At 51.3% G+C, this 26,387-nt stretch carries 22 protein-coding genes; 12 read left to right on the forward strand and 10 right to left on the reverse strand.

Annotated features, from left to right (window positions below):
* Positions 1 to 153: 153 nt before the first annotated feature.
* From TREPR_RS15940 to TREPR_RS15955, 4 genes are all read left to right on the forward strand, one after another.
* Positions 154 to 717, forward strand: coding sequence for an LPP20 family lipoprotein (locus tag TREPR_RS15940; protein WP_015709381.1), 564 nt, complete (start codon positions 154 to 156; stop codon positions 715 to 717).
* A gap of 99 nt (positions 718 to 816) precedes the next feature.
* Positions 817 to 1,626: a hypothetical protein gene (locus tag TREPR_RS15945; protein WP_015709382.1), complete on the forward strand. Its 810-nt coding sequence runs from the start codon at positions 817 to 819 to the stop codon at positions 1,624 to 1,626.
* A 43-nt stretch (positions 1,627 to 1,669) separates the two neighbouring features.
* Complete coding sequence (locus tag TREPR_RS15950) at positions 1,670 to 2,827, forward strand: LPP20 family lipoprotein (RefSeq protein WP_015709383.1); 1,158 nt, start codon at positions 1,670 to 1,672, stop codon at positions 2,825 to 2,827.
* Positions 2,828 to 2,943: 116 nt separating this feature from the next.
* Positions 2,944 to 4,455, forward strand: coding sequence for a hypothetical protein (locus TREPR_RS15955; protein WP_015709384.1), 1,512 nt, complete (start codon positions 2,944 to 2,946; stop codon positions 4,453 to 4,455).
* Positions 4,456 to 4,517: 62 nt separating this feature from the next.
* Here the strand turns inward: TREPR_RS15955 and TREPR_RS15960 are convergent, their stop codons facing one another.
* Entirely contained in the window at positions 4,518 to 5,777 is a 1,260-nt protein-coding gene (locus TREPR_RS15960; RefSeq protein ID WP_015709385.1) for a hypothetical protein, read from the reverse strand.
* A 403-nt stretch (positions 5,778 to 6,180) separates the two neighbouring features.
* Positions 6,181 to 6,915 (reverse strand): phosphatase, encoded by a 735-nt coding sequence (locus TREPR_RS15965; protein WP_015709386.1) that lies wholly within the window; start codon positions 6,913 to 6,915, stop codon positions 6,181 to 6,183.
* 80 nt (positions 6,916 to 6,995) lie between these two features.
* Here TREPR_RS15965 and aroC point away from each other — a divergent pair, with 80 nt between their 5' ends.
* A complete protein-coding gene (gene aroC, locus TREPR_RS15970; RefSeq protein WP_015709387.1) occupies positions 6,996 to 8,180 on the forward strand; it encodes a chorismate synthase in 1,185 nt (394 codons plus the stop codon).
* Between the two features lie 63 nt (positions 8,181 to 8,243).
* Positions 8,244 to 9,587: a GTPase HflX gene (hflX, locus tag TREPR_RS15975; RefSeq protein ID WP_015709388.1), complete on the forward strand. Its 1,344-nt coding sequence runs from the start codon at positions 8,244 to 8,246 to the stop codon at positions 9,585 to 9,587.
* A 6-nt stretch (positions 9,588 to 9,593) separates the two neighbouring features.
* Here the strand turns inward: hflX and clpB are convergent, their stop codons facing one another.
* Positions 9,594 to 12,212 (reverse strand): ATP-dependent chaperone ClpB, encoded by a 2,619-nt coding sequence (gene clpB / locus TREPR_RS15980; RefSeq protein ID WP_015709389.1) that lies wholly within the window; start codon positions 12,210 to 12,212, stop codon positions 9,594 to 9,596.
* Between the two features lie 90 nt (positions 12,213 to 12,302).
* On the opposite strand from clpB, the gene TREPR_RS15985 reads away from it, so the two are divergent.
* From TREPR_RS15985 to TREPR_RS16000, 4 genes are all read left to right on the forward strand, one after another.
* On the forward strand, positions 12,303 to 13,283 hold the full coding sequence (locus TREPR_RS15985; RefSeq protein ID WP_041611770.1) for an arsenic resistance protein: 981 nt from the start codon (positions 12,303 to 12,305) through the stop codon (positions 13,281 to 13,283).
* A gap of 103 nt (positions 13,284 to 13,386) precedes the next feature.
* Positions 13,387 to 14,619, forward strand: a complete 1,233-nt coding sequence (locus tag TREPR_RS15990) for a radical SAM protein (RefSeq protein ID WP_015709391.1) — start codon at positions 13,387 to 13,389, stop codon at positions 14,617 to 14,619.
* On the forward strand, positions 14,616 to 15,839 hold the full coding sequence (locus tag TREPR_RS15995) for a glycosyltransferase (RefSeq protein WP_015709392.1): 1,224 nt from the start codon (positions 14,616 to 14,618) through the stop codon (positions 15,837 to 15,839). Before TREPR_RS15990 ends, TREPR_RS15995 begins: the two co-directional genes overlap by 4 nt.
* Before the next feature lie 12 nt (positions 15,840 to 15,851).
* The gene (locus tag TREPR_RS16000) at positions 15,852 to 17,114 is read left to right on the forward strand and encodes a glycosyltransferase (RefSeq protein WP_015709393.1); all 1,263 of its coding nucleotides are present in this window, start codon (positions 15,852 to 15,854) and stop codon (positions 17,112 to 17,114) included.
* On the opposite strand, the gene TREPR_RS16005 is transcribed toward TREPR_RS16000, so the two are convergent.
* The 5 genes from TREPR_RS16005 to TREPR_RS16025 form a co-directional block, all read right to left on the reverse strand.
* Positions 17,086 to 18,261 (reverse strand): pyridoxal phosphate-dependent aminotransferase, encoded by a 1,176-nt coding sequence (locus tag TREPR_RS16005; protein ID WP_015709394.1) that lies wholly within the window; start codon positions 18,259 to 18,261, stop codon positions 17,086 to 17,088. The genes TREPR_RS16000 and TREPR_RS16005 overlap by 29 nt on opposite strands.
* A gap of 18 nt (positions 18,262 to 18,279) precedes the next feature.
* Positions 18,280 to 18,714, reverse strand: coding sequence for an RrF2 family transcriptional regulator (locus TREPR_RS16010; protein ID WP_015709395.1), 435 nt, complete (start codon positions 18,712 to 18,714; stop codon positions 18,280 to 18,282).
* The gene (locus tag TREPR_RS16015; protein ID WP_015709396.1) at positions 18,711 to 19,145 is read right to left on the reverse strand and encodes an RrF2 family transcriptional regulator; all 435 of its coding nucleotides are present in this window, start codon (positions 19,143 to 19,145) and stop codon (positions 18,711 to 18,713) included. Before TREPR_RS16015 ends, TREPR_RS16010 begins: the two co-directional genes overlap by 4 nt.
* A 150-nt stretch (positions 19,146 to 19,295) precedes the next feature.
* Positions 19,296 to 20,528, reverse strand: coding sequence for a trans-sulfuration enzyme family protein (locus tag TREPR_RS16020; RefSeq protein ID WP_015709397.1), 1,233 nt, complete (start codon positions 20,526 to 20,528; stop codon positions 19,296 to 19,298).
* Between the two features lie 9 nt (positions 20,529 to 20,537).
* A complete protein-coding gene (locus tag TREPR_RS16025; RefSeq protein WP_015709398.1) occupies positions 20,538 to 21,683 on the reverse strand; it encodes a trans-sulfuration enzyme family protein in 1,146 nt (381 codons plus the stop codon).
* A gap of 189 nt (positions 21,684 to 21,872) precedes the next feature.
* On the opposite strand from TREPR_RS16025, the gene TREPR_RS16030 reads away from it, so the two are divergent.
* Both TREPR_RS16030 and feoB read left to right on the forward strand, forming a co-directional pair.
* On the forward strand, positions 21,873 to 22,265 hold the full coding sequence (locus TREPR_RS16030; RefSeq protein ID WP_041611259.1) for a FeoA family protein: 393 nt from the start codon (positions 21,873 to 21,875) through the stop codon (positions 22,263 to 22,265).
* Positions 22,252 to 24,417, forward strand: a complete 2,166-nt coding sequence (feoB, locus tag TREPR_RS16035) for a ferrous iron transport protein B (RefSeq protein ID WP_015709399.1) — start codon at positions 22,252 to 22,254, stop codon at positions 24,415 to 24,417. Before TREPR_RS16030 ends, feoB begins: the two co-directional genes overlap by 14 nt.
* Before the next feature lie 353 nt (positions 24,418 to 24,770).
* Here the strand turns inward: feoB and TREPR_RS16045 are convergent, their stop codons facing one another.
* Both TREPR_RS16045 and TREPR_RS18005 read right to left on the reverse strand, forming a co-directional pair.
* Positions 24,771 to 25,880, reverse strand: coding sequence for a hypothetical protein (locus TREPR_RS16045; protein WP_015709400.1), 1,110 nt, complete (start codon positions 25,878 to 25,880; stop codon positions 24,771 to 24,773).
* A complete protein-coding gene (locus tag TREPR_RS18005; RefSeq protein WP_015709401.1) occupies positions 25,881 to 26,354 on the reverse strand; it encodes an NUDIX hydrolase in 474 nt (157 codons plus the stop codon).
* Positions 26,355 to 26,387 lie beyond the last annotated feature (33 nt).

Here is a 26,387-nt window from a genome sequence, read left to right on the forward strand (position 1 = left end):
AATTTACAAGGGGAATACCTACCAACACTAAGTGCATATTTTATTAAAATAATTCCTGCTTTTTTGTAAATTCGGTGGAACTTTTTGAATTTGCAAGATATAATTCTACTATAATTGGGCTTAAGTCCAAAAAAGATTTTAAGGAGTTTTTGTATGAAAAAATGGGGTTTTATTTATATTTCCCTGATCATTGCAGCCTTCGTACTGGCGGGTTGCGGCAGTGCTCCTGCCCCAGCAGATCCGCAGACAGATCCCAATTCCCCGGAATGGCTCAACGATTTTCCCCCGGAAGATGCGATTTGGGGAATCGGTACTGCCAAGCAGTCCTCTGATTCACTGTCCATGTCCACAGCGGAAACCCGTGCCCGGACAAGCATCGCCCGGCAGCTTGACATCAAGGTTAAGGCTATGTTCACCAACTACCAGCGGGATGCAGGAACCATCGGCAGCCAGACCGCCCTTTCCCTTCAGGAAGATGTGAGTAACCAGGTGACCTCCATGCAACTTAGTGGTTCCCGGCCCATCAAACGCTGGAAGGCCCCGGATGGTACATGGTGGTATCTGATCGAATATAAAATCGCCGATGCTAAAGCTGCTCTCAGCACCGTGATTGACGATGAAGCGGCCCGTTTCTCGGAATTCAAAGCCGCAGAAGCCCTGAAGATGCTTGATGCACAACTGGCTAAGAGCGAAAAGCCGCAACCGGTAAACAACTAATGAGCCTCCGCGCGGCAAGCCGCGGAGTATTAAACCAGACTCACGAATAACATAGGGACCCCCGTTGCTTACGGCGGGGGTTCGTTAAAAGGCAGCATTATGTTAAAAAAACCGTTTGGTATGATGACTGTATTTTTTTTGTTCATTGTGTTGTCATGCGCAAGCTCGTCTGTCTCCAAAAATTCCGGTGTAAATGTTCGTGAGATTGAATCGGCAGAATCCCGCTTTTGGCATTCCATCCCTTCTTATGATGAGTTGATTTTTATAGGCGCCGCCGGAGTACGCACTAACCGGGACGATTCAATCAAACTGGCTCTCCAGGATGCCGCCCGGAAAGTATCCATCTTTGATAATGTTGAAGGACAATTTGTAACGAATAATAAATCCGGAGCTGGTTTTTTTGATTATTCCACAGACACAAAAACATCTCTGCTCTTTAATGAAGATTATCAGGAGTATCTAGAAAATTTGAGTTTTGATCCCGACACCGATGTTATGCAATATGAAAATACAATTTTTATCCGGACCCGGTATAAAGGCTCGATTCAAGTAAAGTATGATCTTTCCACCGGCAGCAATTCAAAGCCCTCATGGATTGATAATCCCCCAAAAGAAATCTCCAGGTATACCGTAGGGGTGGGGTTTGCCGGTCGCCGCTCAACATACCGGGATACGGTAAACGCATCCTTTGAAGCGGCTATTTTTTCCATAATAAGAGAAATTTCCAGTCAGGTAGGAGTGGATTCGACAAATTACCATGGAAACGTCACCTTTGAGTACCGTTCTACCACTGAAAACACATTAACAGCCCGGGGGGTCCTGAAGGATTTTTATGTTCTGGATACCTGGACCGATAAATCAAATATGACCGTATGGACCCTGGCAGTAGCCCGGGTTTCAGATTTATAGAAACCGAAAAAATTGGCGTAAAAAAATAAGGAAAGGTTCAGCAATGAGAAAGTCTAAAATAGGTACTTGTATAATTGGCCTTTGTTTTCTGGTATTCCTATATGGTTGTGCAAGCACACCCCCGGCCCCAGCCAGGGATAACCGGGAAGCGGAAGCGGAAGCTGCTGCCGCAGCAGCGGTAGCAGCAATGAATGGTAGTCCGCCGCCGTCCAGCGCTTCTTCCGGCCCTGTGGCCGTCAATTCCAGTAGGACCGAACCCGCATGGGTTAGCTCCCCAGATTCTGTCTTTAACCGGAATACCTTTGTAACCGGTGTAGGCGCCGGCAATAACCGGGCTCAGGCAGAGATGAACGCCCTGGCGGCCTTGTCTTCGGTTTTTCACCGATCCCTTCAGGCGGACGAGACAATAACAAACTCCTATCAGGAAATGATCAAAAATGGTTCCGCTGCAAGCTGGATTGAAAATACATCCGTGGAAAGCGCCATAAAGGCCTCAACTTCAATGGATTTGATTGGCGCCGAAATAAGGGATGTCTGGTTCGATAGTAAAAGTACTTACTATGCTGCGGCAGTCATGGAAGTTGATAAAACCGCCCGGCTATATACCCAGATGATCCAGGATAACCAGCAGATTATCAATACCCTGCTCGATATTCCTGCTGCGGACCGAAATAGCATAGATAGCCTTGCCAGATATCAGTTTGCCGTTACCATTGCAGAGGTAAATCAGATTTTTACCAATGTCCTTTCAGTGATAAATTCCCCTGTGCCGGCAGATGTAAAGCGGCCTGCGGAGTATCGTTCTGAAGTCGCCAATATCCTGAGGGCGATTCCGGTATCGGTTATCGTGGAGAACGACCGGGAAAACCGTGTCCGGGATGCCTTTTCCTCGGTACTTTCCGCCGCAGGTTTCCGGACAGGGGGTAATAATACCCGTTATCAACTGCAAGCCCGGCTTTCGCTTTCCGAGGTCTCCTTGGCCAACCAGAATAATAAATTTGTCCGTTATGTGGTGGATGGAAATTTTGTGGACACCTCGAGTGATGCAATTCTGTTCCCCTATAATATAAATGGCCGAGAAGGTCATTTAAGCCTTTCGGAGGCAGAGGTCCGGGCAGTCCGGGCGGCGGAGACTAAAATCAAAGAGGACTACGCAGCAGCGCTGAACGCCTATCTTTCCCAGTTGATACCCAAAAAGTAATTCCCTCAATTTAGAAGCTGCGGTTTTTAATGAGCCCCACGTACTGCGGATTTATGCGGGGTGGGGCTTTTTTATCCTAATTACAGCAATTTTCAGCTCTGATCCCTTAAGGGGGTATGAACCGGGAAATTTATCTATTTTGGCGGAACCTTAGTTTCAGCCTCCTTATGATCTTGACGGCTGCCGAGGCTTTTCCCCTGGGTATGGGGATACCTGGCTTTTCCACTGATCTCCTCTGGTCCGGCTCTTGGGAAACCGAGGGGAGCCTTATTAACCGGGGGGATATACGACTGCGAGCCCATAAGCCGGCGCTGGTCTTGCGAGCCCAGGCTGTGGATAAACGACCAGCCCCGCCCTGGGAGGGGTTTGAGGAGGGTAACACTGCCTTTGCCGGGGGGCTCTACCATGAAACCACCGGGTCCAGGCTTCTCTGGGGTATTCTGGATGAGGGGGGCCTTCCCGCTCGAGTCAGGAATATCTGGAGCCGGGGTATGCCCTTTGTGGAACAGCATCAGCCCAGCATAAGCGATTTATATACCGAACCCTCTTCCACCAAGGAACCCGGGGCCTACCTCTACCTGGGAAGCCCCTGGCTCGGGCCGATGCTCCGGGGAGCTTCTCTAGAGCTACGGGGCTTCGGGTCCGTACTTTTGGATGCGGAAAACCAAGCCCTCTTTGATGGGGGCCTGGAAACACGGTTTTTTGGGGAAAACATCTTGCGCCTGGAGGGCTTTTACACCAGAAATCACCTGGCCGCAAAAACACCCTCTGCCTGGTTTTCCGAAACCCCTCCCCTGCCGGACCGGGAACAGGATCTTATCGCCGGAAACCTGTTCTTCAACGGCACACTTTTTGCTGCCGCCGCTGACCTGGCCTGGTCGGAAACCTTTGCCTACGGGAAGGGCCTCTATGGGAATCTCGGCCTCCGGCTTGGAGACCGACCCTGGCGGCTCTCCCTGGCCGCGGATGGGGCCAGCAGCCGTTATGTGGACCGGGCCGGCAGCGCCGGAGGATCAGGGTTCCGCAGCGCCGGTAAGCTGGAATGGCGGGGGAAGCGGAGCAGCCTCGCTCGGGTAAGTTCCACCCTCCGGGCCGCTGCCCTGGGAGAGCGATTTTACCGAAGTTCCACCCTTTTCTACTACCACTTCCCCACATTTAGCGCGGGCCGGGGGGCTGCCCGGAGGAAAACACCCCTTTTCTATCCATCCAGGGTTTCCATGACCCTGTCCCGGGAAGCCTCGAACCCTCAAAAAATTCTGGATACCCTAGAAGCCTTGGGGGCATTCCGCTTATGGGAACTTAATTTTACTTTCCAGGGCGGGGTATCTGGCCTCAGCATCATTGAAACCGCAAATCAAGATGATCCCTTCCCCCTCCCTATTCCCTCAACGGAATACCCCTACACCTACGATTCGGCAAAATTCGGCGCGGAAGCTTCATATACCCTAAAGCCATTTCAGTTCGGGATAAAAGCCGGGTGCACATTGAAGCGGGAAAAGGAGGCCAAATGGGACGGCGCCCTCAGTGCGGCAATCCGGGGCAAGTGGGGCAGATTCACTGCCAAACTGAGTTCACCGGCCTTCCCCGAAGAATGGGAGCTGGGGCTGTCCTGGCGGGTGCAACTGTAAGCATATAGTGTCCAAGTCCTACCGCAATTTTGGAACTCGTCAAAATAATAATTTTCATACTATTATCGACCCCAAACTTGAATAATGTTGTATGCATTTTCAGGGACTATTTTTATCTCGCTTAGTATATTCCTCCTTCCTTTATATATCAAAGTAAATACTTCTCTCCCATCTTTTAATAATGAAATAGTATCTTGTTCTATCTTATAAGAATACTGATTTCCAAACCGAGCAATAACATTATCTATTGTTGCTTGATCAGATGATTTAGACCCGCCTACGTCAAACGGTGCACTCGTTCCAAATATAATAATACGTTGTATTTTTTTAATAGATTTTACATGGGTTATCCAATCATTACGTATACGTTCTTCGTGTTCTCTTTCCTGTTCTTCGACCAGCCTTGCATGTTCCTGTAGTTCTTGTTCACGCGCCACATCTCTATTTTTTCGTTCCCCTTCTATTTTTTGCCGCTGTTCCTCGGTCAGCCTCGCACGTTCCTGTTCCTGCTGTTCCCGCCTTTCGCGTTCCTGTCGATCTTGCTCCATTTTTTGCCGTTGTTCCTCGGCCAGCCTTTCGCGTTCCTGATCTTCTTTTATTTTATTTTCCCGGCTTATTCTGATTTCAGGATTTACAATTTCTAAACCTGTCAATTTTTCAGAATTGTTGTTATAGATCACCTTTCTTCCGGTACGTGTTTCGTACTCAAAAACCCAATCGACATCGGATTTGAATTTTGAGGCAACTGCGGACTCCAGTAACGCAATATTCATCCCCACTAAAGCAGTGCTTATAGAAACTGCCACATAATTAGGTTCAAATAATACATTGCCCATAAATATGTGGAGATCCTTTATGGTATAATCTTTTCCATGAACCGCCTCAACCATATTGATTGTGAAAACTTTTAAACCATCAATCCAGGTAACATCAGAATCGGTTTGGTACAAGGAGATATACCGCAATTTATTGCCACTATCATAAACCAGTTTAATTTGACTACCCGAACCAGAAAATAGTATTCCATGTAAATCCTTCTCAACAGTTTCATGATTCACCGTAATATCATAATCACAGGTTTCGATTGAATATTTGCCGGTAAAACCATTGACCCAGTTTAATGATTCACCACGTTGTAGTGAACTGGCAGAATTATGCCCTTCGTACCATTTATTAAAGATTAGACCATAATCATTCTGATATGTATTGATGCCCAGAGTAAATACCGTTCCATTAATTTTGACCTGATTAGCTTTCAATTCTTGACCAAATACACATACCGTCATTATACCGAAAAGCAAACAAAAAAATGATTTTTTCATCAAAGCTCTCCTTTGTACACATTTCCATGTCAAGCAGAATTCAAAACCACTTACCTTTTCAACAAACGAAAAACCAGCTGGAGGCCCATTTTCCGATTTCCTATAGCTGGATTCCTGAATTTATCTTGCGATTATAAAACAAAATACAAGATAATTATCAGAAATACAATAATAATCAATATAAAGACGATTATCAATAACTATAAAGCATTTATTATTGCCTTTATGACAAGCGAGCCCAAGACATAACCAACATTAGAGATATTTTGGCTAATAATTTGAGGGAAAAACGTCGAAACTGCGGGATTTCTCAGGCGAAACTGGCTGAAAGAGCGGATAGTTGGAGATGCTGTGGAAAGGGCTACAGAGAAAAGCACAAAGGGTAAGACCCTAATATCTCCCTTTACCCTGCGGAAAGTTCCCCCCGCTCTGCCCGGCGTTTCTCCACAAAAGCCCGGAACCGCTCAAGGGAGCTGTTGATCACCAGTTCCGGCGGCACCCCGACATCCTCCAAGAGGGCCTTGGCCTTGGCGAAGTTCCCCACATCCTCCCAGTAATGGGCATCGCTGCCGCAGCTGAGAAGGCTGCCGTATTGCACTGAAAGGCTGGCCACCAAACGGCAGTTTTCCTCACTGCCTGGGCGGATGCGAAAGGAACTGTTGTTAATTTCCAGGGTTTTGCCGTATTGAGCGGCGGCTTTTACTACCGCTTCTATATCTATGGGAAAGGCGGGATTTCCAGGATGGGAAATTCCATCCACCAGGGGATTTGCCAGGGCGGCAATTAAGGCATGGGTGTTCTTTTCCCTACCCTGGGAGCCGAAACATACCTCGTGGAACCCCGCCATGACAAAGTCCAGACGTTTACAGTACACCAAGCCAAGGTCCAGCCCACCCTGGTCGTTCATGATATTGGTTTCTGCCCCACGGAAGAAGAGGACTCCCTGGATCTTTGCGGGGAGTATCCGCAGATTGGAAAAATGATAAGAATGGGGGCCACCGGGCATGGCAGGGCCATGGTCGGTTAACACAAAACCCTTGAGGCCCCGTTTACGGGCGCCCCGAGCCAGATCGTCAATAGTGGAATAGGCGTGACCGGAAACTACCGAATGGGTATGGGTGTCGATACAAATTTTCATATATATCTATTATATAATCCTTTTTATCAAATTTACAATCATACGGTTTTGCTATACACTCATTCCTGAAAGGAGCATTCATGGCAGGCAATAGTTTTGGAACAATTTTCACCGTAACCACCTTCGGTGAATCCCACGGCCCTGCCTTGGGCTGCATAGTGGACGGCTGTCCTGCGGGGCTGCCCCTGGATATTGGGGACATACGCCGGGAACTCAGGCGTCGCCGCCCCGGAGGAGGGGGCCCCGCTACTACCCGCTCCGAAGAGGACGAACCGGAAATCCTTTCCGGGGTGTTTGAAGGCAAGACCCTGGGGACCCCCATCGCCATCATGGTCAGAAACAATAATCAGCGCTCCTCCGATTATGACGAACTACGGGATCTTTACCGCCCGGGCCACGCCGACTGGGCCTGGGAAGCCAAATACGGCTTTCGTGACCACCGTGGGGGCGGCCGTAGTTCCGCCCGGGAAACCCTGGGCCGGGTCGCCGCAGGGGCCGTAGCCAAGGCATTTCTCGCAACCCAGGGCATTTCCATCCATGGCTGGACCTCATTCGCTGCGAGAATCCATGCTCCCGGGCCTGATGAGCAGGGCTTTGACCTGGAAGAAGTTGAACGGAACCCCCTACGCTTTCCCCACCGGGAAAAGGCGGAACAGGCCCTAGAAATAATTGAAGGGCTTCGCAAGGAAGGGGACAGCGCCGGGGGTACGGTTTCCTGCCGGGTACTGGGGCTAAAACCGGGCTTGGGAACCCCGGTTTTCGGCAAACTGGACGCCCTGCTCGCCTCAGCCATGCTTTCCTTGGGTGCCGCCAAGGGCATAGAATTCGGCGCCGGCTTTAGAGCCGCCTCCATGCAGGGTTCCTCTGCCAATGACAGCCCCATACCACCCGCCTCCGGTCGTAGCGCTGCCGCCAGCCTGGGATCGGTCAACAATGACCGCTTCATCCCCCACACCAAAGGTGCTGACAGCATCAGCTCTCTGCCCCCGGGGGTCCCGGACCTGGACTACGCCGCCAACAACGCCGGGGGCATCCTTGGTGGCATCTCCACGGGCATGCCCCTGGACTTTACTGTAGCCTTTAAACCGGTCCCCTCAATTTCCAAAAAACAGCAGACCCTGGACCGCAGTGGAACTGTCCGGGAACTGGTCATCCAGGGCCGCCACGATGTATGTCTCTGCCCCCGGGCCGTCCCGGTGGTGGAAGCCATGGCCGCCCTGGTCCTGGCGGATCTGCTGCTACTCAGCCGCAGCGACCGGATATAAACGGGAGGGCAATACCCCAGTGCAACCCTTTCCTCTTGATCTATAATTGCTATAAAATGCTCTATGGCTGAACTTTACGAGACCGAAATTGCCCCGAAAAGGGCGTTATTGATAAGCATCAGGAGCGGCAAATCCGGGGCGGTAGAGACCGAATCCATGGCAAAAGAACTGGCGGGGCTGGTGAAAACCCTGGGGTTTGAGATCGCCGCCCAGGAAACGGTACATATCCGAGAAAATCATCCCAAATTCGGGATGGGAACCGGGAAAGCTGAGGAGATGGCCGAAAAAGCGGCTGAACTGGAGGCGGACTGCCTGGTTTTTGACGGGGATTTGAGCCCTTCCCAACAGCGAAACTGGGAACGGCTTACAGGGATCTCCGCAGTGGACCGGCAGGAACTTATCATCCAAATTTTTGCCGGCAGAGCCAAAACCCGGGAAGCGGAACTCCAGGTTTCCCTAGCGGAACTTTACTACACCCTACCTCGGCTAACCCATAAGTACATTGACCTATCCCGGCAGCGGGGGGGACGCTATGGCACCAAAGGCTCCGGAGAAACCAAGCTGGAAACTGACCGCCGGCAGATAGAACAGCGCATCCACCGGCTCAAGGAAGAATTGGAGGGGGTCCGAAAGAACCGGGAGACCCAGCGAAAGAAACGGGATAGGGATTCGGCCTCCTGCGCATTGGTAGGGTATACCAATTCAGGTAAATCCAGCCTCCTCAACGCCCTGACCGGGGCGGATGTCCTGGCGGAGGATAAGCTTTTCGCCACCCTGGACGCCACCACCAGGGTACTTCCCTCTAAGGGCCGTACCCTAGTCATCTCCGATACCGTAGGCTTCATCCGTCGGCTGCCCCACGCTCTGATTAATGCCTTCCGCTCCACCCTGGAAGAGACCGCCCAGGCGGATCTCCTGATCCATGTACTGGACGCCTCTGACCCTGATATAGACCAGTATTTTGAAACCACCCTCTCGGTACTCCGGGAATTGGGGGCGGTATCCTCAGTTGAGGCCGCAGGCCGGCCTTCCCCTCCTGACAAAAAGCCCATGCTCACAGTACTAAACAAGATAGACCGCCTGGAACCGCCCAGCCTGGACTACCTCCTAAAGCGCTACCCCGGCAGCATCCCTGTATCCGCCCTGACCGGGGCCGGCCTGGAAGAACTGGTTCTGCGGATCGATGAAGCTCTTTCTGGTCCGGCCCGGCGTTTCCGCTTTCCCCCGAACCGCTCCGATTTGGCCGCCATGGTCCACCGGAACGGAACGGTACTCTCAGAAAGCTATGAGGATACCTATATCGAAATAGAAGCCCGCCTTGAGGAGAGTATAACCGAAAAATTAAGGGAATACCTTGATACGGAGCTTAATGATCCCGGGCGAATTCCAGCATGGAACGGAAAATGATCCATACTATACGGCCGGACCTTTCTTAAAAATAAGACCGTCTCCACCGGGCGCTTTGTCCGCCGGACCTCGGTCCGCAGTGACCGCATCCCCGTCCTTTATCTTCCCGGCAATGATCCCCTTGGCCAGGGGGTTTTCCAGGTCCGCCTGTATGGTCCGTTTTAGGGGCCGGGCGCCGAAGAGGGGATCGTAACCCCGTTCCGCCAAAAGCTGCCTGGCACCATCGGTGACCGTGAGGGTGATCTTCCGGTCCAGAAGCCGGGCAGAAAGGCGCTTGAGCTGGATGTCCACAATTTTACTGATCTCATCCCGGCCCAGGCGGTTGAAGATCACCGTCTCATCGATGCGGTTTAAGAATTCCGGGCGGAAGCTTTGCTTGAGGAGTTCCATCAGCCCATCCTTAATGTCATCGGGGTTTTTGGTTCCAAGGATCAGGTCTGAGCCAAGGTTGCTTGTCATGATGATGATCACGTTTTTGAAATCCACCACCCGGCCCTGGCCGTCGGTGAGGCGGCCATCGTCGAGGATCTGGAGAAAGACGTTGAACACTTCCGGGTGGGCCTTCTCGATTTCGTCAAAGAGGATCACGCTGTAGGGGCGGCGGCGCACCGCTTCGGTGAGCTGGCCCCCCTGCTCGTAACCCACATAGCCCGGAGGCGCACCGATGAGGCGGCTTACCGAATGCTTTTCCCCGTATTCGCTCATGTCGATCCGGGTCAGGGCCTTTTCGTCGTTAAAGAGGAAGTCTGCCAGGGTCTTTGCAAGTTCAGTTTTGCCCACCCCGGTGGGGCCGAGGAACAGGAAGGAGCCCAGGGGACGGCTGGCATCGGAAAGACCGGCCTTGTTCCGCCGGATGGCATCGGCCACCGCGGACACCGCCGCGCCCTGGCCTACCACCCGCTGTTCCAGGACCTTTTCCAAGTCCAGGTACTTCTGGAGTTCCCCGCTTAGCATCTTTGAAACCGGGATGCCAGTCCACGCGGATACCACCTGGGCAATATCTTCCTCGCTCACCTCTTCCCGGAGCAGGGCCGGCACGCCTCTGCCGCTTTCCCGTTTCTCTTCCATCAAGCCGGTGAGCCGGGCAAGCTCTTTCTGTGCCTCCGGGATGCGGCCGTGCTTAACTTCCGCAGCTTTTGTGAGGTTCCCCTCCCGTTCGTAACGGGTCTCTTCTATGCGCAGTTCTTCTATGCGTTGTTTGATTTCCCTTATCTTTTGGATATCCTGTTTTTCGCTGTCCCACCGGGCTTTCATAGCATCCCGTTCAGCGGTAAGCTCAGCGATTTCTTTTTCCAGTTTGCCTAGCCGGTCTTTGGAGGCAGCGTCCTCTTCGCGGGTCAGGGCCTGCCGTTCAATGGAAAGCTGCAACAGTTTCCGTTCCAGTTTGTCCAGCTCCGTGGGCCGGCTGTCCAGTTCCATCTTGAGACGGCTGGCCGCTTCGTCCACCAGGTCGATGGCCTTATCCGGAAGGAAGCGGCTGGTGATGTATCGGTCCGACAGTGTTGCTGCGGCCACCAGGGCTTCGTCTTTTATACGCACCCCGTGGTGTACCTCGTAGCGTTCCTGCAAGCCCCGCAGTATCGCTATCGTGTCCTCCACGGAAGGCTCAGCGGTGTAGACCTGCTGGAAGCGCCGTTCCAGGGCGGCGTCTTTTTCAATATGTTTGCGGTACTCGTCCAGGGTGGTGGCGCCTATGCAGCGGAGTTCCCCCCGGGCCAGAGCAGGCTTGAGCAGATTGGAGGCGTCGGTGGCGCCTTCTGCGGCCCCCGCGCCCACCAGGGTGTGGAGTTCGTCGATAAACAGTATTATGTTCCCGTCTGCGGCTTGGACCTCGTGGATCACCGCCTTGAGCCGCTCCTCGAATTCCCCCCGAAACTTGGCCCCCGCTACCAGGGCGCCTAAATCCAGGGACAGGAGTTTTTTCCCCTTGAGCCCTTCGGGCACATCCCCGGCCACGATGCGCCGGGCCAAGCCTTCGGCGATAGCGGTCTTCCCCACACCGGGTTCGCCGATGAGGACCGGGTTGTTCTTGGTGCGCCGGGACAGGACCTGCATCACCCGGCGTATTTCCTCGTCCCGGCCTATGACCGGGTCGAGCTTTTCCTGCCGGGCCAGGGCGGTAAGGTCCCGGCAGTACTTGTCCAGAACCTGGTACTTGCCCTCGGGGTTCTGGTCAGTTACCCGAGCGTTCCCCCGGACCTGCTTCAATGCGGCAAGGATTGACTGATGGGTGACCCCTGCCTTTTTCAGGACATCCGCAGCCTTCCCTTCCCCGGCGACTATGGCAAGAAGCAGGTGTTCGGCGGAAATGTATTCGTCTTTTAAGGAAGAGGCCTCGGTTTCGGCCTTTGCCAAAACCTTGGAAGCCGCTGACGAGAGGTATACCTGGGCAGCTTCGCCATAAATCTTGGGGCTAGCGGCTACCAGGGCCTGTATGTCGGCGATAAGCTGCTCCGTATTGGCCCCGATTTGCTTGACAATGGGCAAAACAATGCCATCTTCCTGGCTGAGCAGAGCCAGAAGCAGGTGTTCGGTTTCAATCTGGGAATGGTCGTTTTTTTGGGCGATTCCGGAAGCTTCGTTAATGGCTTCCTGGGCTTTTACGGTTAATTTTTCGAAATCCATGTTTTTTCCTTATATATATAAGATACAAAAAGGGAAGAGGAGAAGGCAAACCCTATTTCATCCTTTTAAATCATGGTAATCTTGATCCTCATGGCGAAACTCCAGCCTCTTATCATCATAGGCTCCGCCCTGATGGGCATCCTGATAGGCAAATTAAACCCCAACGCCGCACCCTTTGCGGGAAGCCTTATCGAAGTATTCCTGATGCTCCTCCTCTTTTTTGTTTTCCTGGGAGTAGATATCAGGGGAATCAGAAAATCTTTTACCAATATCCGCTTCTCCCTGGCTGCCCTGACCATCAACTTTATCTGGACCCCGGTGTTTGCCTTTATCCTGGGTAGGCTGTTCATGGCGGGCCGCATAGACATGCAGACCGGATTCATTATGCTCATGGTGACCCCCTGTACCGACTGGTATCTCATATTCACCGGCATAGCCGGGGGGAACGTGAGCCTGGGCTCCTCCCTGCTCCCCCTGAACCTGATTCTGCAGATCACCCTGCTGCCGGTATATCTGCTTTTATTTATGGGTGACGCTATTTCCTTCAGCGCCGGGACCATGCTCACCAGTATACTCCTGGTTCTGGTCATCCCCCTGGTATCCGCCAATATCGTAAAATTGGTGGTTGGGAGACTGCCCATACAGGAGAAGTTTGAAAAGGCGATCAGCGCCTGGTCCGACGGCATCCAGCTGATCTTTCTCTGCCTGGCCGTGGCGGCCATGTTCACATCCCAGGGAAAACTCATACTGGAGAACCCCGGCCTCTTTGCAGGAATCTTTCCCCCGCTGATCATCTTTTTTGTCGTTATTTTTATACTTGCTCTGTTCACCGGGCGCTTGTTAAAATTATCTTTCCAGGACATCATACCCCTAATCTTCACAAGCTCGGCCCGGAATTCTCCGGTTTCTTTGGCTATTGCCGCCATCAGCTTTCCCGATCGGCCGGTGATATCCCTGGTTTTGGTAATTGGCCCCCTGATAGAGCTGCCGGTACTTGCGGTGGACGCCTGGATTTTGAAATCCCGATTTAACCGCCGGGAAATGGTTACAAATAAAAGCGAAAATAATTGATGTTTTTGGCTAGTATATTGACAATAAATTGTTTTCTGTCGAGAATATACGAACTCATTCAATGATTTCATTTGTAGGATAATTTTGCTATAGGAGATTTAATATGGAAGCAGAAAGAACAAAGAGTTCATTTAATTCTTTCAATTCAAAACGGAAGCTGGAGTCGGTTTTTCTTTTTACCACTGGAAAATGTAATGCCAAGTGTGCCATGTGCTTTTACGCCAATGATATGGCGGAAAAGAAGCAGGATCTAAATTTTGAGGAAATTAAGAAACTTTCCGAAACTGCAGGGGATTTTAACCGCCTGTGGCTTTCCGGGGGTGAACCCACCCTCAGGGAAGATTTACCTGAAATTATCGAGATGTTCTATAAGAACAACCACATCAAGGACATCAATTTCCCCACCAATGGTACCCAACCGGACCGGGTTATCGAATGGCTGAAGCGTATCAGAAAAAACTGTCCGGATGTCAATATCGCCATCAGCATTTCCCTGGACGGTTTTCAGGAAACCCATGACCGGCAGCGGGGGCTTACCAGCTTCTACAAGGCGGTGGAAACCGTCAAGAAAATCGACGATAACTTTGGGAATGACGGTAAAATCATACGGAACCTCGCCACGGTTATTACCAAGTACAATGTACAAGAAGTTGAAGATCTGCTGCTCTGGGTATACGGCCGGTTTAATGCCTCTACCCATACCATTGAGGCGGCTCGCGGAGTAACTAGGGAAGACGGGGTAAAGGTCCTTACCGAAAAGTCCCTGCGGAAGATCCAGGATGATATAGCCCCCTATTATATAGCCTATGCGGACCGGGTTGCCGAGGGGGTTAAGGGCAAATTCGCTAAATGGGTTACCCGCTACTTCTACGTCGGACTTATGCGGACCATGTACAATATCCGGGCCAGCAACCTCGAAAAGCCCACACCCTGGAATATGGACTGTACCGCCGGGGAGACCACCCTGGTTCTCGACTACGATGGCCGGTTCCGGGGCTGTGAATTGCGGCCTCCCATCGGAACCGTACAGGAATATGGCTGCGATGTACAAAAAATCATGCACAGCGATGCCATGAAAAACGAGATCGCCGCCCTGGGACACGGGCACAAGGCGAATTGCTGGTGCACCCACGGCTGCTGGATCATGTCCTCCATTACCTTCAGCCCCGGCAAAATGATTTCCAAATTGATGTCCGCCAATAAGGAAGTAAAAAAACTTTACCACCCCTTGGCCATCAACGAAGCAATCATGAGCGACCTGGAAAAGAAGTACAACCTGGATATGGATAAACTGGCCCAGCTTGGAATTGTTGAAGCCCAGCGCGGCATTGCATGAAACTATTCCTCATAACCAGAGGTTCCCAGGGGGATGTCTATCCCTACTTTGCTTTAGCTACCAATCTGATCAAAGCAGGTCATGAAATAACCATAAGCCTGCCCAGGGTCTTTGAAGAACAGGCAAAACAGGCAGGGTTTAACTATGTGCTTCAGAATTACGATGACATAAACACCCTTCTGGAAAAATCTACCACGAACCGGGACCTCCTGGCCTGGATGCAGCGGGTAACGGATCAGCAGTTTGACGAATTTATCCCCATTCTGGAAAAACAGGATCTGCTGGTTTCCACCAACACGGAATTTTCCGCCCCCCATATCGCCGAATATTGTAAAAAACCAATCATCAGAACAGCCTTTGCCCCCTTTATCCCGGGGCGTAAGATACCGCCTCCGGTCATGCCCTGGCCCAGACCAAACCCCCTGATAGTACCGCTGCTCTGGGGCGGGCTGAACCTGGGAGTTAACCTGCTGACCGTGGGTATTATCAACAAAAACCGGAAACGCCTGGGAATGCCCCTCTTCAAGGATCAGGGGGAATACGCCCCCTCCCATGCGGAAAACTTCCTGATGTTCAGCCCATCCCTGGGTTCGGTTGATCCGGACTGGAAATACCCCTGGCATATCGGGGGCTACTGTTTTGACGATGCCATTCCCTACGAAGAAAAAAAATTCCAGGAATTAAAGTCCTTTGTTCAAAAGGATGATAAGCCGGTACTGTTCTTTACCATGGGAAGCTGTAAAACTAAGAAGAAAGAACTTATCTGCGCATGGCTTTTGGATATTTGCCACCACCAGGGGTATAAATTAGTGATCGGTTCAGGATGGTGGCATACCGGAGAAGCCCTGGCGGGACAGGAGAACATATTCCTCATGGATTGTATCATCCCCCACAACCTGGTCTTCTCCCTCTGCGACGGCATCATCCATCACGGCGGAAGCGGGACCACCCACAGCGCTGCCCGGGCAGGAAAACCCCAGATGGTACTGCCCATTTTTGTGGATCAGCATTACTGGGGGGACCGGGTACACAGCCTTGCTGTGGGACCTGATTATTTGACGGCAACTCATGTGACAGAAAAGAAACTGGAAAAACGGGTTCTGGATTTAATGAATAACCGGGACTACAAAAAAAACGCCACGGCATTAGGAGAAAAGCTCGGTCAGGAAAACGGCATTCAGGCGCTCAGCGATTATATCAGCCGTTTCAACGCCCGGTAACAGCAGGATTCAATGAAAGTATTTTTAGTAACCAGAGGGGCCCAAGGGGATGTATACCCCTATTTTGCCATAGCCGAAAAACTGGTCAGAGACGGGCATGAAGTTACCTTAAGCTTGCCCCAGGTCTTTGAGGTACACGCGAAACAGTTAGGTTTTAACTACGTCCTTCAAAATTACGATGATATCAACACCCTCATGGAAACTTCCACCAACAACCGGGAACTCATGGCCTGGATGCACCGGGTAACGGATAAACAGTTTGAAGAATTTATTCCTATCCTGGAAAAGCACGATATCATGGTTGCCACCAACACGGAATTTTCCGCCCCCCATATCGCCGAATACTGCGGGAAGCCCATACTTCGCACGGCCTACGCCCCCTTCATTGCGGGGCGCAAAATACCGCCCCCGGTCATGCCCTGGCCGAAACCGAACCCCATCATCCGGCCCATGATACTCTGGGGCGCCCTGAACATCGGGGTCAATATAATGATCGACGGGATCATCAACAAAAACCGAAAACGCCTGGGGATGCCCCTGTTTAAGAACCAGGGGGAATACGCCCCCAGCCGCTCGGATAATTTTCTCCTCTACAGCCCTTCCCTGGGTTCGGTTGATCCTGACTGGAAATACCCCTGGCATATCGGGGGCTACTGTTTTAATGACACCATTGCCTACGATCAGGAAAAGTACGGAAAACTCAAAGCCTTTATTGATAAGGACGACAGGCCTGCACTGTTCTTCACCATGGGGAGCTGTAAAGCAAAAAAGAAAGACAGTATTTGTGCGTGGCTCTTTGATATATGCCGCCGGCACAATTACAAGTTCGTAGTCGGATCCGGGTGGTGGCATACCGGGGATGAGCTCCTCGGCCAGGATAACATATTCCTTCTGGACAGTTTTGTTCCCCACCATCTGGTCTTCCCCCTCTGTGACGGGATCATCCACCACGGCGGGAGTGGAACCTCCCATAGCGCCGCCAGAGCGGGAAAACCCCAGATGGCCCTGCCCATCTTCATCGATCAGCATTACTTCGGGAATCAGATTTACGATTTGAAGATAGGACCTCATTACCTTGACGCCACCAAGGTCACCCTGGGGGAACTTGAAAAGCGGACGGTGGACCTGTTAAGCAACCCGGTCTATAAACAGAACGCCGCTATCCTGGGAACAAAGGTCCGTAACGAAAACGGCGTCCAGGCTATTTGCGATTATATTTACCGCAAGGTTGATGGGGTAACGGAATTTAAGGCTGCATCCGGTTTTTCATCTTAAGCCGCATAGCTTCAAGACGGTTCAGGGCATCCAGGAGGGTCTCTTTTTTCTTGGCAAAGTGGAGCCGTATCAGATGGCTCACGGGCTCCCGGAAAAAACTGGAACCCGGTACCGCACCGAGACCCACCTTACGGGCCAGGTCTTCACAAAAGCTAACATCACTTTCATAGCCGTATTCGGAAATGTCCAGCAAAATGTAATAGGCGCCTTCAGGATTAGTGTGGGGGAGCTTAAGATCATCCAACCCGTTAACAAAGATATCCCGCCGTTCTGTGTATTCCTCCTGTAAGTGACGGTAGTAATCCTCTCCAAAGCGGAGTGCCGGGACAACCGCCTCCTGCAAGGGCGCTGCGGCACCCACGGTGAGAAAATCGTGGACCTTCTTTGCAGTATCAATAATTTCCGGCGAGGCAATGATATACCCCAAACGCCAGCCGGTGATGGAGTAGGTTTTAGAAAGGGAGCTGCAGGAAAGGGTGCGCTCCTCCATACCGGGAAGAGAAGAAATATAAATATGCTCATTGGGAGCGTAGATAATATGCTCATAGACTTCATCGGTGATCACATAGGCATCGTACTTTTTCGCCAGATCCGCGATAATCCTCAATTCCTCCCTGGTGAACACTTTTCCTGTGGGGTTAGAGGGATTGCAAAGGATCAGCGCCTTGGGGTTTTGCTTAAAGGCAGCTTCAAGTTCATTAGGATCAAAGCGGAATTCCGGCGGACATAGGGGCACATAGACAGGTTCAGCCCCGGAAAGGATGACGTCGGCGCCGTAGTTTTCATAAAAGGGGGAAAAGATAATCACCTTATCCCCGGGGTTTGTCACGGTCATCATGGCAGCCATCATCGCCTCGGTACTGCCGCAGGTGGTTACAATCTCAGTATTGGGATCGATGGAACGACCCATATACCGGGACTGTTTTTCCGCCAGGGCTTCCCGAAAGTTTTGGGCGCCCCAGGTTACTGAATACTGATGGGGTCCTGTCCCGGCAATTGCCGCCAGACGGTCCGTAATTTCCTTTGGGGGATCAAAGTCCGGAAAGCCCTGGGAAAGGTTCAGGGCATTGTACTGCATAGAGATCCGGGTCATACGCCGGATGACCGAATCGGTAAAACCCTTTGTCCTGTCGCTTAATGGTCGCATAGAAAAACCTGGAAACAATTAAATAAAGTACATATAAGACTCGTCGGGGTCCACGGTGCCCACCACTGAAGCCAAGGTTTTCCGGTCTATTACCTGGGAGATACGTTCGTTTAAGCGATCAAACACCGTAACCCTGATGCAGCGCTGGAATTTGTTATCCGGGCTGCCGGGAAGGGGGGGATCAACCACCAGCATGTCCCCTTCCAGTTCCCGCAGGGCGTCACCAATAAGGATGTCCTGGGGCCGCCGGGCCAGGGCATAGCCCCCGGAGGCGCCCTTAACTGAACGGATAAAACCGGAACGTCTGAGTATCACTGCTACCTGTTCAAGGTAACGTATGGATATTTTCTGCCGCTCTGCCACGCTGGCCAGGGCTACATGGGATTCGCTGGTATGTTCCGCCAAATCAATGAGCAGCCGGATTCCGTACCGTCCCCGGGTTGAAATCTTCATATAGCGTACTCCATCTTGTCCATGGCATAGTATGCTTCTACCAGGTTTCCCAGGCTGATTGCATCAACACATTCGGTAATTTCATGGTAAAGTTCGCTCCAAGTCAGGATACTGATACAAGTTTCCTTATAAGGGCAGGTACTATTGTCATTAACACAGGCCACCAGTTCCAGGGGGCCCTCTACCGCCCGCAAGACATCCCCCACGGTAATTTCCTCCAAGGGGCGGCCGGGAAGATATCCTCCCTGGGGTCCCCGTATACCCTGCACTATTCCTGCTTTCCGCAGGGGAATAAAAAGCTGTTCCAAATAACCATCGGAAATCCCGGTTTTCTCCGCAATAGAGCGGGTACTTGTATATTCTCCCTGGGGCAGAAGGGCCATGTACAGCAGGGCCTCAAGAGAATAGCGTCCCTTAGTAGAAATTCTCATTTTTTACTCCTATTTTTCTTTTAATCGGAAGGAAACGCAAAGCGTTTCCCTTACTCCTATTTTTCTTTTAATCGGAAGGAAACGCAAAGCGTTTCCCTTACTCCTATTTTTCTTTTAATCGGAAGGGAACGCAAGGCGTTCCCCTTACTCCTATATACATTTTGAAAAAGCGCCGTCCAGATCCGTAATAAGATCCCCGGCGTCCTCAATACCTACGGACAGGCGCATGAGCCGATCATTCACTCCGGCGGAAAGCCGCATTTCTTCCGGGATAGCCCCGTGGGTCTGCACCAGTGGATAGGTCAGCAGTGTCTCTACCCCCCCAAGGCTTTCTGCAAAAAGAATGAGTGAAATGTTTTTAAGAAGAATCGGCACATCATCCCTGTTCTTCAGATAAAAAGATATCATACCTCCGAAGCCCCGGGACTGGGACTTACTCAAACTGTACTGGGGGTGATCCTCAAACCCGGTATAAAACACTTTTTCTACCCGCTTGTGTTCTCGCAGCCAGGCAGCGATACGGTAGGCGTTTTTTTCATGCTGCTCCATCCTTATCGATAGGGTTTTTATCCCCCGCAGGACGAGCCATGCGTCAAAAGGCGCGAGGGTGGCGCCTTCGCTTTTATGGGCATTGGCCAGGGGCTCGGCCAGATCCTCCCTGGAGTGGACAAGAAGTCCCGCCAGGGTATCGTTGTGCCCTGCCAGGTACTTTGTCCCGCTGTGGACCACAATATCCGCACCCAGGTCCAGGGGGGTTTGGTAATAAGGGGAAAGGAAAGTATTGTCCACGATAAGAATGCCCTGCTGTTTATGGATAAGATCCCCAGAGCGGCGGATATCACTAACCTTCATCATGGGATTGGAGGGGGTTTCAATAAAAATCCCCCGGGTATTGCTCTTCATCGCCCCTTCCACCAGGGCAAAGTTACTGGTATCGATCCAGGAAAAGCTAAAGCCGTACTTGGCGTAGTATTCATGGAAGAGCCGGTAGGTGCCGCCGTAGAGATCCTCCGACACAATAATGTGATCCCCGGGCTTGAACAGTTTTATTACCGATGAGATAGCCCCCATACCGCTGGCAAAGGCAAGGCCGTATTTCCCATGTTCCAGGAGGGCAATAGTCTTTTCCAGTTCCGACCTAGTGGGGTTGACGGCTCGGGAATAGTCAAATCCCGTGGACTCATAGAGCCCAGGGTGCCTGAAAGTTGAACTCTGGTATATGGGCGTGCTGACCGCCCCGGTATGGGGCTCAAACAGGGTAGCCCCATGCACGGTAACGGTTTTAATCGACAGTTTACCGTAAGGGGCCGTACAGGGAACCTTGCCGCAGTCGGCGGCATCCTTGTCGGAATGTTGATTTATACCTTCATGTTTATCGGGCATACACTTTTCCTATTTCAATGCTTCATCAAAATCTTCTATCAAATCCTCCGGGTCCTCAAGGCCCACGGATATCCGTATCAGGGTATCGGTGATACCCAAGCGCAGCCGTTCTGCCTCTGGTATGGAGGCATGGCTCATCTTCACCGGATAGGAGGCAATGGTCTCCACCCCCCCTAGGCTCACTGCAGCGGCGGCGTATTTGACTGTGCCAAGAAAACGGATCGCCTGTTCGGTGGTCTTCGTCTTGAAAGAGAGTACCGCCCCTGCGCCGGAAGACTGGGCCTCGTTGATCCCCCGGCCGGGATGATCCGGCAACCCGGGATAAAACACGGCGTCCACGTTTTTATGCGCCTTGAGCCAGGGCGCCAGTTTGCGGGCCCCGGCTTCCTGGGCTTCCAGGCGCACCCTGAGGGTCTTGATCCCCCGCATGACCAGCCAGGTATCCCAGGGGCCGGGCACGGCGCCGAAGCCGTTCTGCATCTGGTAAACCCGTTTCCCCAGTTCCTCGGTCCTGGTAACCGCCAGGCCGAAGATCACGTCGCTGTGGCCGCCGAGAAATTTGGTAGCCGAATGGACCACGATATCCGCGCCCAGCTCAATAGGCCGCTGAAGATAGGGGGTCATGAAGGTATTGTCCACGATGGTCAGGAGCCCTGCTTCTTGGGCAATTTTTATACACCCCGCCAAGTCGGTGATCTTGAGCAGGGGGTTTGAAGGGGTCTCCAGAAACAGGGCTTTGGTATTAGGCCTGATGGCCCTTTTCACCGCCCCTAAATCCGTGGTATCCACCGGGGTGACTTCAAGGTTCCAGCGTTTGTAGAAGGTGTTGAGGATACGCCAGCTCCCGCCGTAGATATCCTCGGCGGCGACAATATGGTCCCCCCCGGAAAGTATGCCTAAAACCGAAGATACCGCAGCGATGCCGCTCCCAAAGGCATAACCTTTGGCGCCCCCCTCCAGGTCTGCGATGATTTCTTCCAGGGCTTTCCGGGTAGGATTCCCCGAGCGGGCATAGTCAAATTCCCGGTGCTCCGAAAGATCTCCCTGATCAAAGGTAGAGGTCTGGTATATGGGCACCCCCAGGGCGCCGGTATTGCCCCCGACGGAAAAATCCGTTTCAAAGCCGTTGTGGATGAGCTTCGTTCCCCTCTTCATGAACCATCCTTATTAGTAGTTAAAAACCTATATAAATTGTAGGATATAATTTGACTTAAATCAAGGGCCAAAGGGCGCCAAAAAATTCAAAGGTATTGACTTTCCCTGCTGTTATAATATACTAACACAAGGAGCCATTTTGTCAAAATCCATACGCTTGACCTGACGGCTCTAAAGAAAGGGAATTACATGGTTTTATCAGACGCGCCCAATGGGGCTTCCTTCAGGGTGGTTAAAGTCGCCCTGAGAAAAGAAGTCGGCAAACGTCTTGCCGATATGGGTTTTACCGAGGATGCTGAAGGTGCCGTGGTCCGTTCCGGCTTTTTCCGCGGACCCTTACAGGTGCGAATCCGGGGTTATGATATCCTAATCCGCCGTGACGAAGCCGGGGGCATTGAAGTTCTTCCGGTAGGCGACTGGTCTGCGGTGAAGGATGCCGGAAAGATCCTCCGCCGGAAAAAAATAGCTACTCGCAATGCCGACTTCAGTCGGCAAGTTCCCCGTGCGAAGCTTGAGCCCCCTCCTAAGGCTCCGGAAACTCCGGCAAAGCTCCCTGCCGAGACGTGCCATGCCGGGAAATAAAAACACCCTGCGAATAGCCCTGGCCGGAAACCCCAATGCAGGAAAAACCACCCTGTTCAATGCCCTCACCGGGGCTCACCACAAGGTGGGGAATTACCCCGGGGTTACGGTGGAAAAACGGGAGGGCATACGCATACGCCGGGAAAAACAGTACCATTTTATCGACCTGCCGGGTATTTACAGCCTGACCGCCTATTCCATCGACGAGGTGGTGGCCCGGGACTTTATCCTGGATGAAAAACCTGACGTTATCGTGGATGTGCTGGACTCCACCAACCTGGAACGGAACCTCTACCTCTGCCTCCAATTTCAGGAACTGGGCATCCCGGTCATCGGCGCCCTGAACATGAGCGATGAGGCGGAATCAAAGGGCATCTTTATTGACGACAAGCAGCTCACCCTGACCTTGGGCATACCCCTGGTGAAAACCGTGGGCCCCAAGGGTACCGGCGCCGAGGCGCTCCTGGACTGCATAGATCAGGTGATGGCCGTAGAAGAAGGTTCGCCGGCTAAAGCCGACACCGGCAGCGCCAAGAGCCAAAACGCCGGGACCTCTCCGTCAGAAGCCGGCCTGGCCCTCCCGGACAAACGGCTCAGTTACGGCGCTGAGATTGAATCCCGGCTTGAGACGATTCAGGAAGCCATTGCCTCGGATACCTCCTTTGCGGCAAAGTACCCTGTCCGCTGGCTGGCGGTGAAGCTCATTGAAAAGGATACCAATGCGTACCGGCGGCTACAGGAGCATCCCCAGGCCGCTTCGATTGAAACCGCCGCGCGGGAAGCCGTGGTCTGGATCGAAAAGCACTTTGGCAAGGATGCGGAGATCATCATCTCCGAACAGCGTTACGGCTATATACGGGGGGCGGTTAAGGAATCGGTACAAATTGTCAGAAAACCCGATTTTTCCGTCACCGAGGCTCTGGACCGGGTGATCATGAACCGGTTTTTGTCATTGCCCATCTTTATCCTGGTCCTCTGGGCGGTGTTTCAGCTCACCTTCCTCCTGGGGGAATACCCCATGGCCTGGCTGGAAGCCCTCTTTAGCCTTTTAAGCGGCGCCATCATGAATGCCATGCCCGCAGGCCTCCTGCGCTCCCTCCTGGTAGACGGGATCATAGGCGGCGTGGGGGGCGTCCTCTCCTTTGTCCCCCTGATAGTAATACTGTTTTTCCTCCTTTCGATACTGGAAGACGTAGGCTATATGTCCCGGGCGGCCTTTGCAACAGATAAACTGCTCCACAGCTTCGGCCTCCACGGCCAGTCGGTTTTCCCCATGATGCTGGGCTTCGGCTGTTCCGTCCCGGCGATCATGGCCTCCCGGACCCTGAAAAGCCCCCGGGACCGTATCCTCACCATACTCATCACCCCCATGATGAGCTGCGGGGCAAAATTGCCGGTCCATGTGCTTCTGGCAGCGGCCTTCTTCCCGAACCATGCCGCCAACGTGATCATGCTGATCTATGCCCTAGGGGTCATCCTCAGCCTCTGCTGCGCCTTTGTGCTGAAGAAAACTGTGCTCAAAGGGGACCCCACACCTTTTGTGATGGAACTGCCCCCTTACCGCTCTCCCACTCTGCGAGGCATACTCTGGCATGTGCAGGAAAAAACCTGGCTCTATGTCAAAAAAGCGGGGACCATCATCCTGGCCTCGGCGATCCTGATCTGGGCCATCACCAGCTTCCCCGCCTACGAGCCCCCGCCGGGTTTGGCCGAAGATTCGGTCCAGGCAACAGAAGCGGCCCTGGAACACAGCTACGCCGGCCGGCTGGGCAAATTCATCGTCCCCATTTTCCGGCCCATGGGCTTTGAGTGGAAACTAGCCGCCGCCTCGGTCACTGGCTTTGCCGCCAAAGAGGTGATCGTCTCCACCCTGGGCATACTCTACCGGGTCGGGGCCGAAGAAACCGAGGAAAGCGAAGGCCTCAGAGACGCCATCAGGCAGGACCCGGACATGAGCCCCCTGGCAGCCTTTGTGTTCATGCTCTTTACCCTGATCATCCCCCCCTGTTTCGCCGCCCTGGCAACCATCAAGGCGGAAATCGGCTGGAAGTGGCTGGGATTTGAGCTGGTCTTTCTCCTGGCCCTGGGCTGGGTCCTCTGCACCATCGTTTTCCAGGTCGGGAGCTTGATTGGTTTAGGAGGCTTATTGTGAATACCATGATTGAAACCGGGGTTATTGTTGCTGTTATAGCCTTGGCAGCAGTTTTTGTGATTTTACGGGTAGTGAAAACTTTTCGGAGTAGGCGGCCTTCCTGCTGTTCCGGGGATGGGGGGAAGGCTGTAAAAAAGGACGCTTGTCCGCATTGCGCGGGGAACTCCGTTGCAAGTAGCGCGGGGGAATAGTGGCGAACTTTTTACGCCGTATATCTGTTCAGTACCTGGGGCTGATAAAGGCCTGCATAACCATCATTTCTTCATCCATATAGTGTTTGTCTATACAAAACTCCTAAATTTCAACAAATTTCCCGGCGTTTAAAACAATTGTTTTCAGCCAATCAATGTGGATTATCGTTTTCTTTGCAATATTTTAACAAACTCAATAAAACTAATTTCTTGATTAGCCAATTGGTTCAAATACTGTTCATTCCCTGAAATAAAGGCTTTGATCTGTTTCAATTCATCATCACTTAAATTGATTTCAATATCCTTTACCAATATTCGGGGATGTTCTTCAATGCTCATGGAAACCATTTTTGTACGATCTATTTTATCATCAGTATTGGACTTAAATTTTAGTCGTTTATACTTTCCGATATTTTCCCATGCACCAATATCGTCCACTAATAGCTCTACCGGCAATCCGCTTTCCTCTTTAGACAAGCGGCTCATATATTCCATCCGTATATTTTCAGCAATATTCTCATCTTCCGTTTGTAGCCCATTGTCCCAATAATCACCTTTACCAATGTTTTCAATAAAATGCTGATGATCGGTTTTTACTTCAACCCAAATCTCATTTATCCTCAATATATCAAACCATGAAAAAATATGACAATCCAACAATTGATGTATACCATACCCTATATAATACTCGTCAAATTGACCGCTAAAGTACTCGCCATTCCAGTTGGTATCATCTTTCAAAAATCTTAAATATTCCGGGCCAAATCTACCATCAATAATATCATCGGTCCATAAATATTCCGGTAGCGAGGAATACAGTACCCAGTAAATACCTTCTCCCCGCTCCGTTAATTCTCCGGTCTTATTGTCAATTTCAAGAATAAATGGCGATAACTTTATCCGAATGTTAAAATCATCCAAAAAACTATCATTTGAATTTAGTTTTTTGGTTAATTTATCATACAGTATTGCTGCTTCATCATATGCTTTCTTAAATCCGCTAATAATTTTATCGTTCAATTCAAGAAAATGCCTTTTGTTCTTTTCAGTCCAGGAAAAATGTCTATCAAGCTTTATACGTCTTTCTAACAATATTTTTTCCAATAAGCCGGTTTCACCCTTGTTGTAATATGGATGTAGCAATTTATGATATTTACAAGCCATATCTTCAAGGTCGGTGACAGAACACATATCACGGAAATATAGACTTTTTTCTTCATAGGTTTGATTTAGCAGATTATTAAAAAAATCCCTATCATATATTTCACTCATTCATTTATTTACCTTACCATACTTATTTACATGAAACTTTCTAACAGCCTTCATCACGCCAAAATGAAGCGGCAAATCTTTTAGTTTGTCAAAAGTTACCCATTTAAATTGTGAAAATTCATCAAAAGGGGTCGGGTTAATTCGTTTACCAATTTTGACCAGATATGTTTTCCAACGGAAGAACCAGAGGGCATTTATTGAGACCACACCCGTTAAGGTATTGCCCAATTCTGACAGGATAAAACCCGTTTCTTCTTTAAATTCACGGACTGCTCCATCGTAAAAAGACTCGCCTTTTTCAACTTTTCCGCCAGGAAACGACCATTTGCCTTTGCCGGGATTTCTTGTCCGTTTTCCAAGAAATACTGATACATTGTTAATTTCATCAACATGAAAAAGAGAAATACCGGCGCCTTTATAACCACGAAGAAATTTTAATATACGATATAAAAACGTATGCTTGTATTTAGGCATTAGTGCGTCTCCTTTTACAGTAAGAAAAATCTA

Origin of the sequence: Treponema primitia ZAS-2, assembly GCF_000214375.1 — a bacterium.
Lineage (GTDB): Bacteria > Spirochaetota > Spirochaetia > Treponematales > Breznakiellaceae > Termitinema > Termitinema primitia.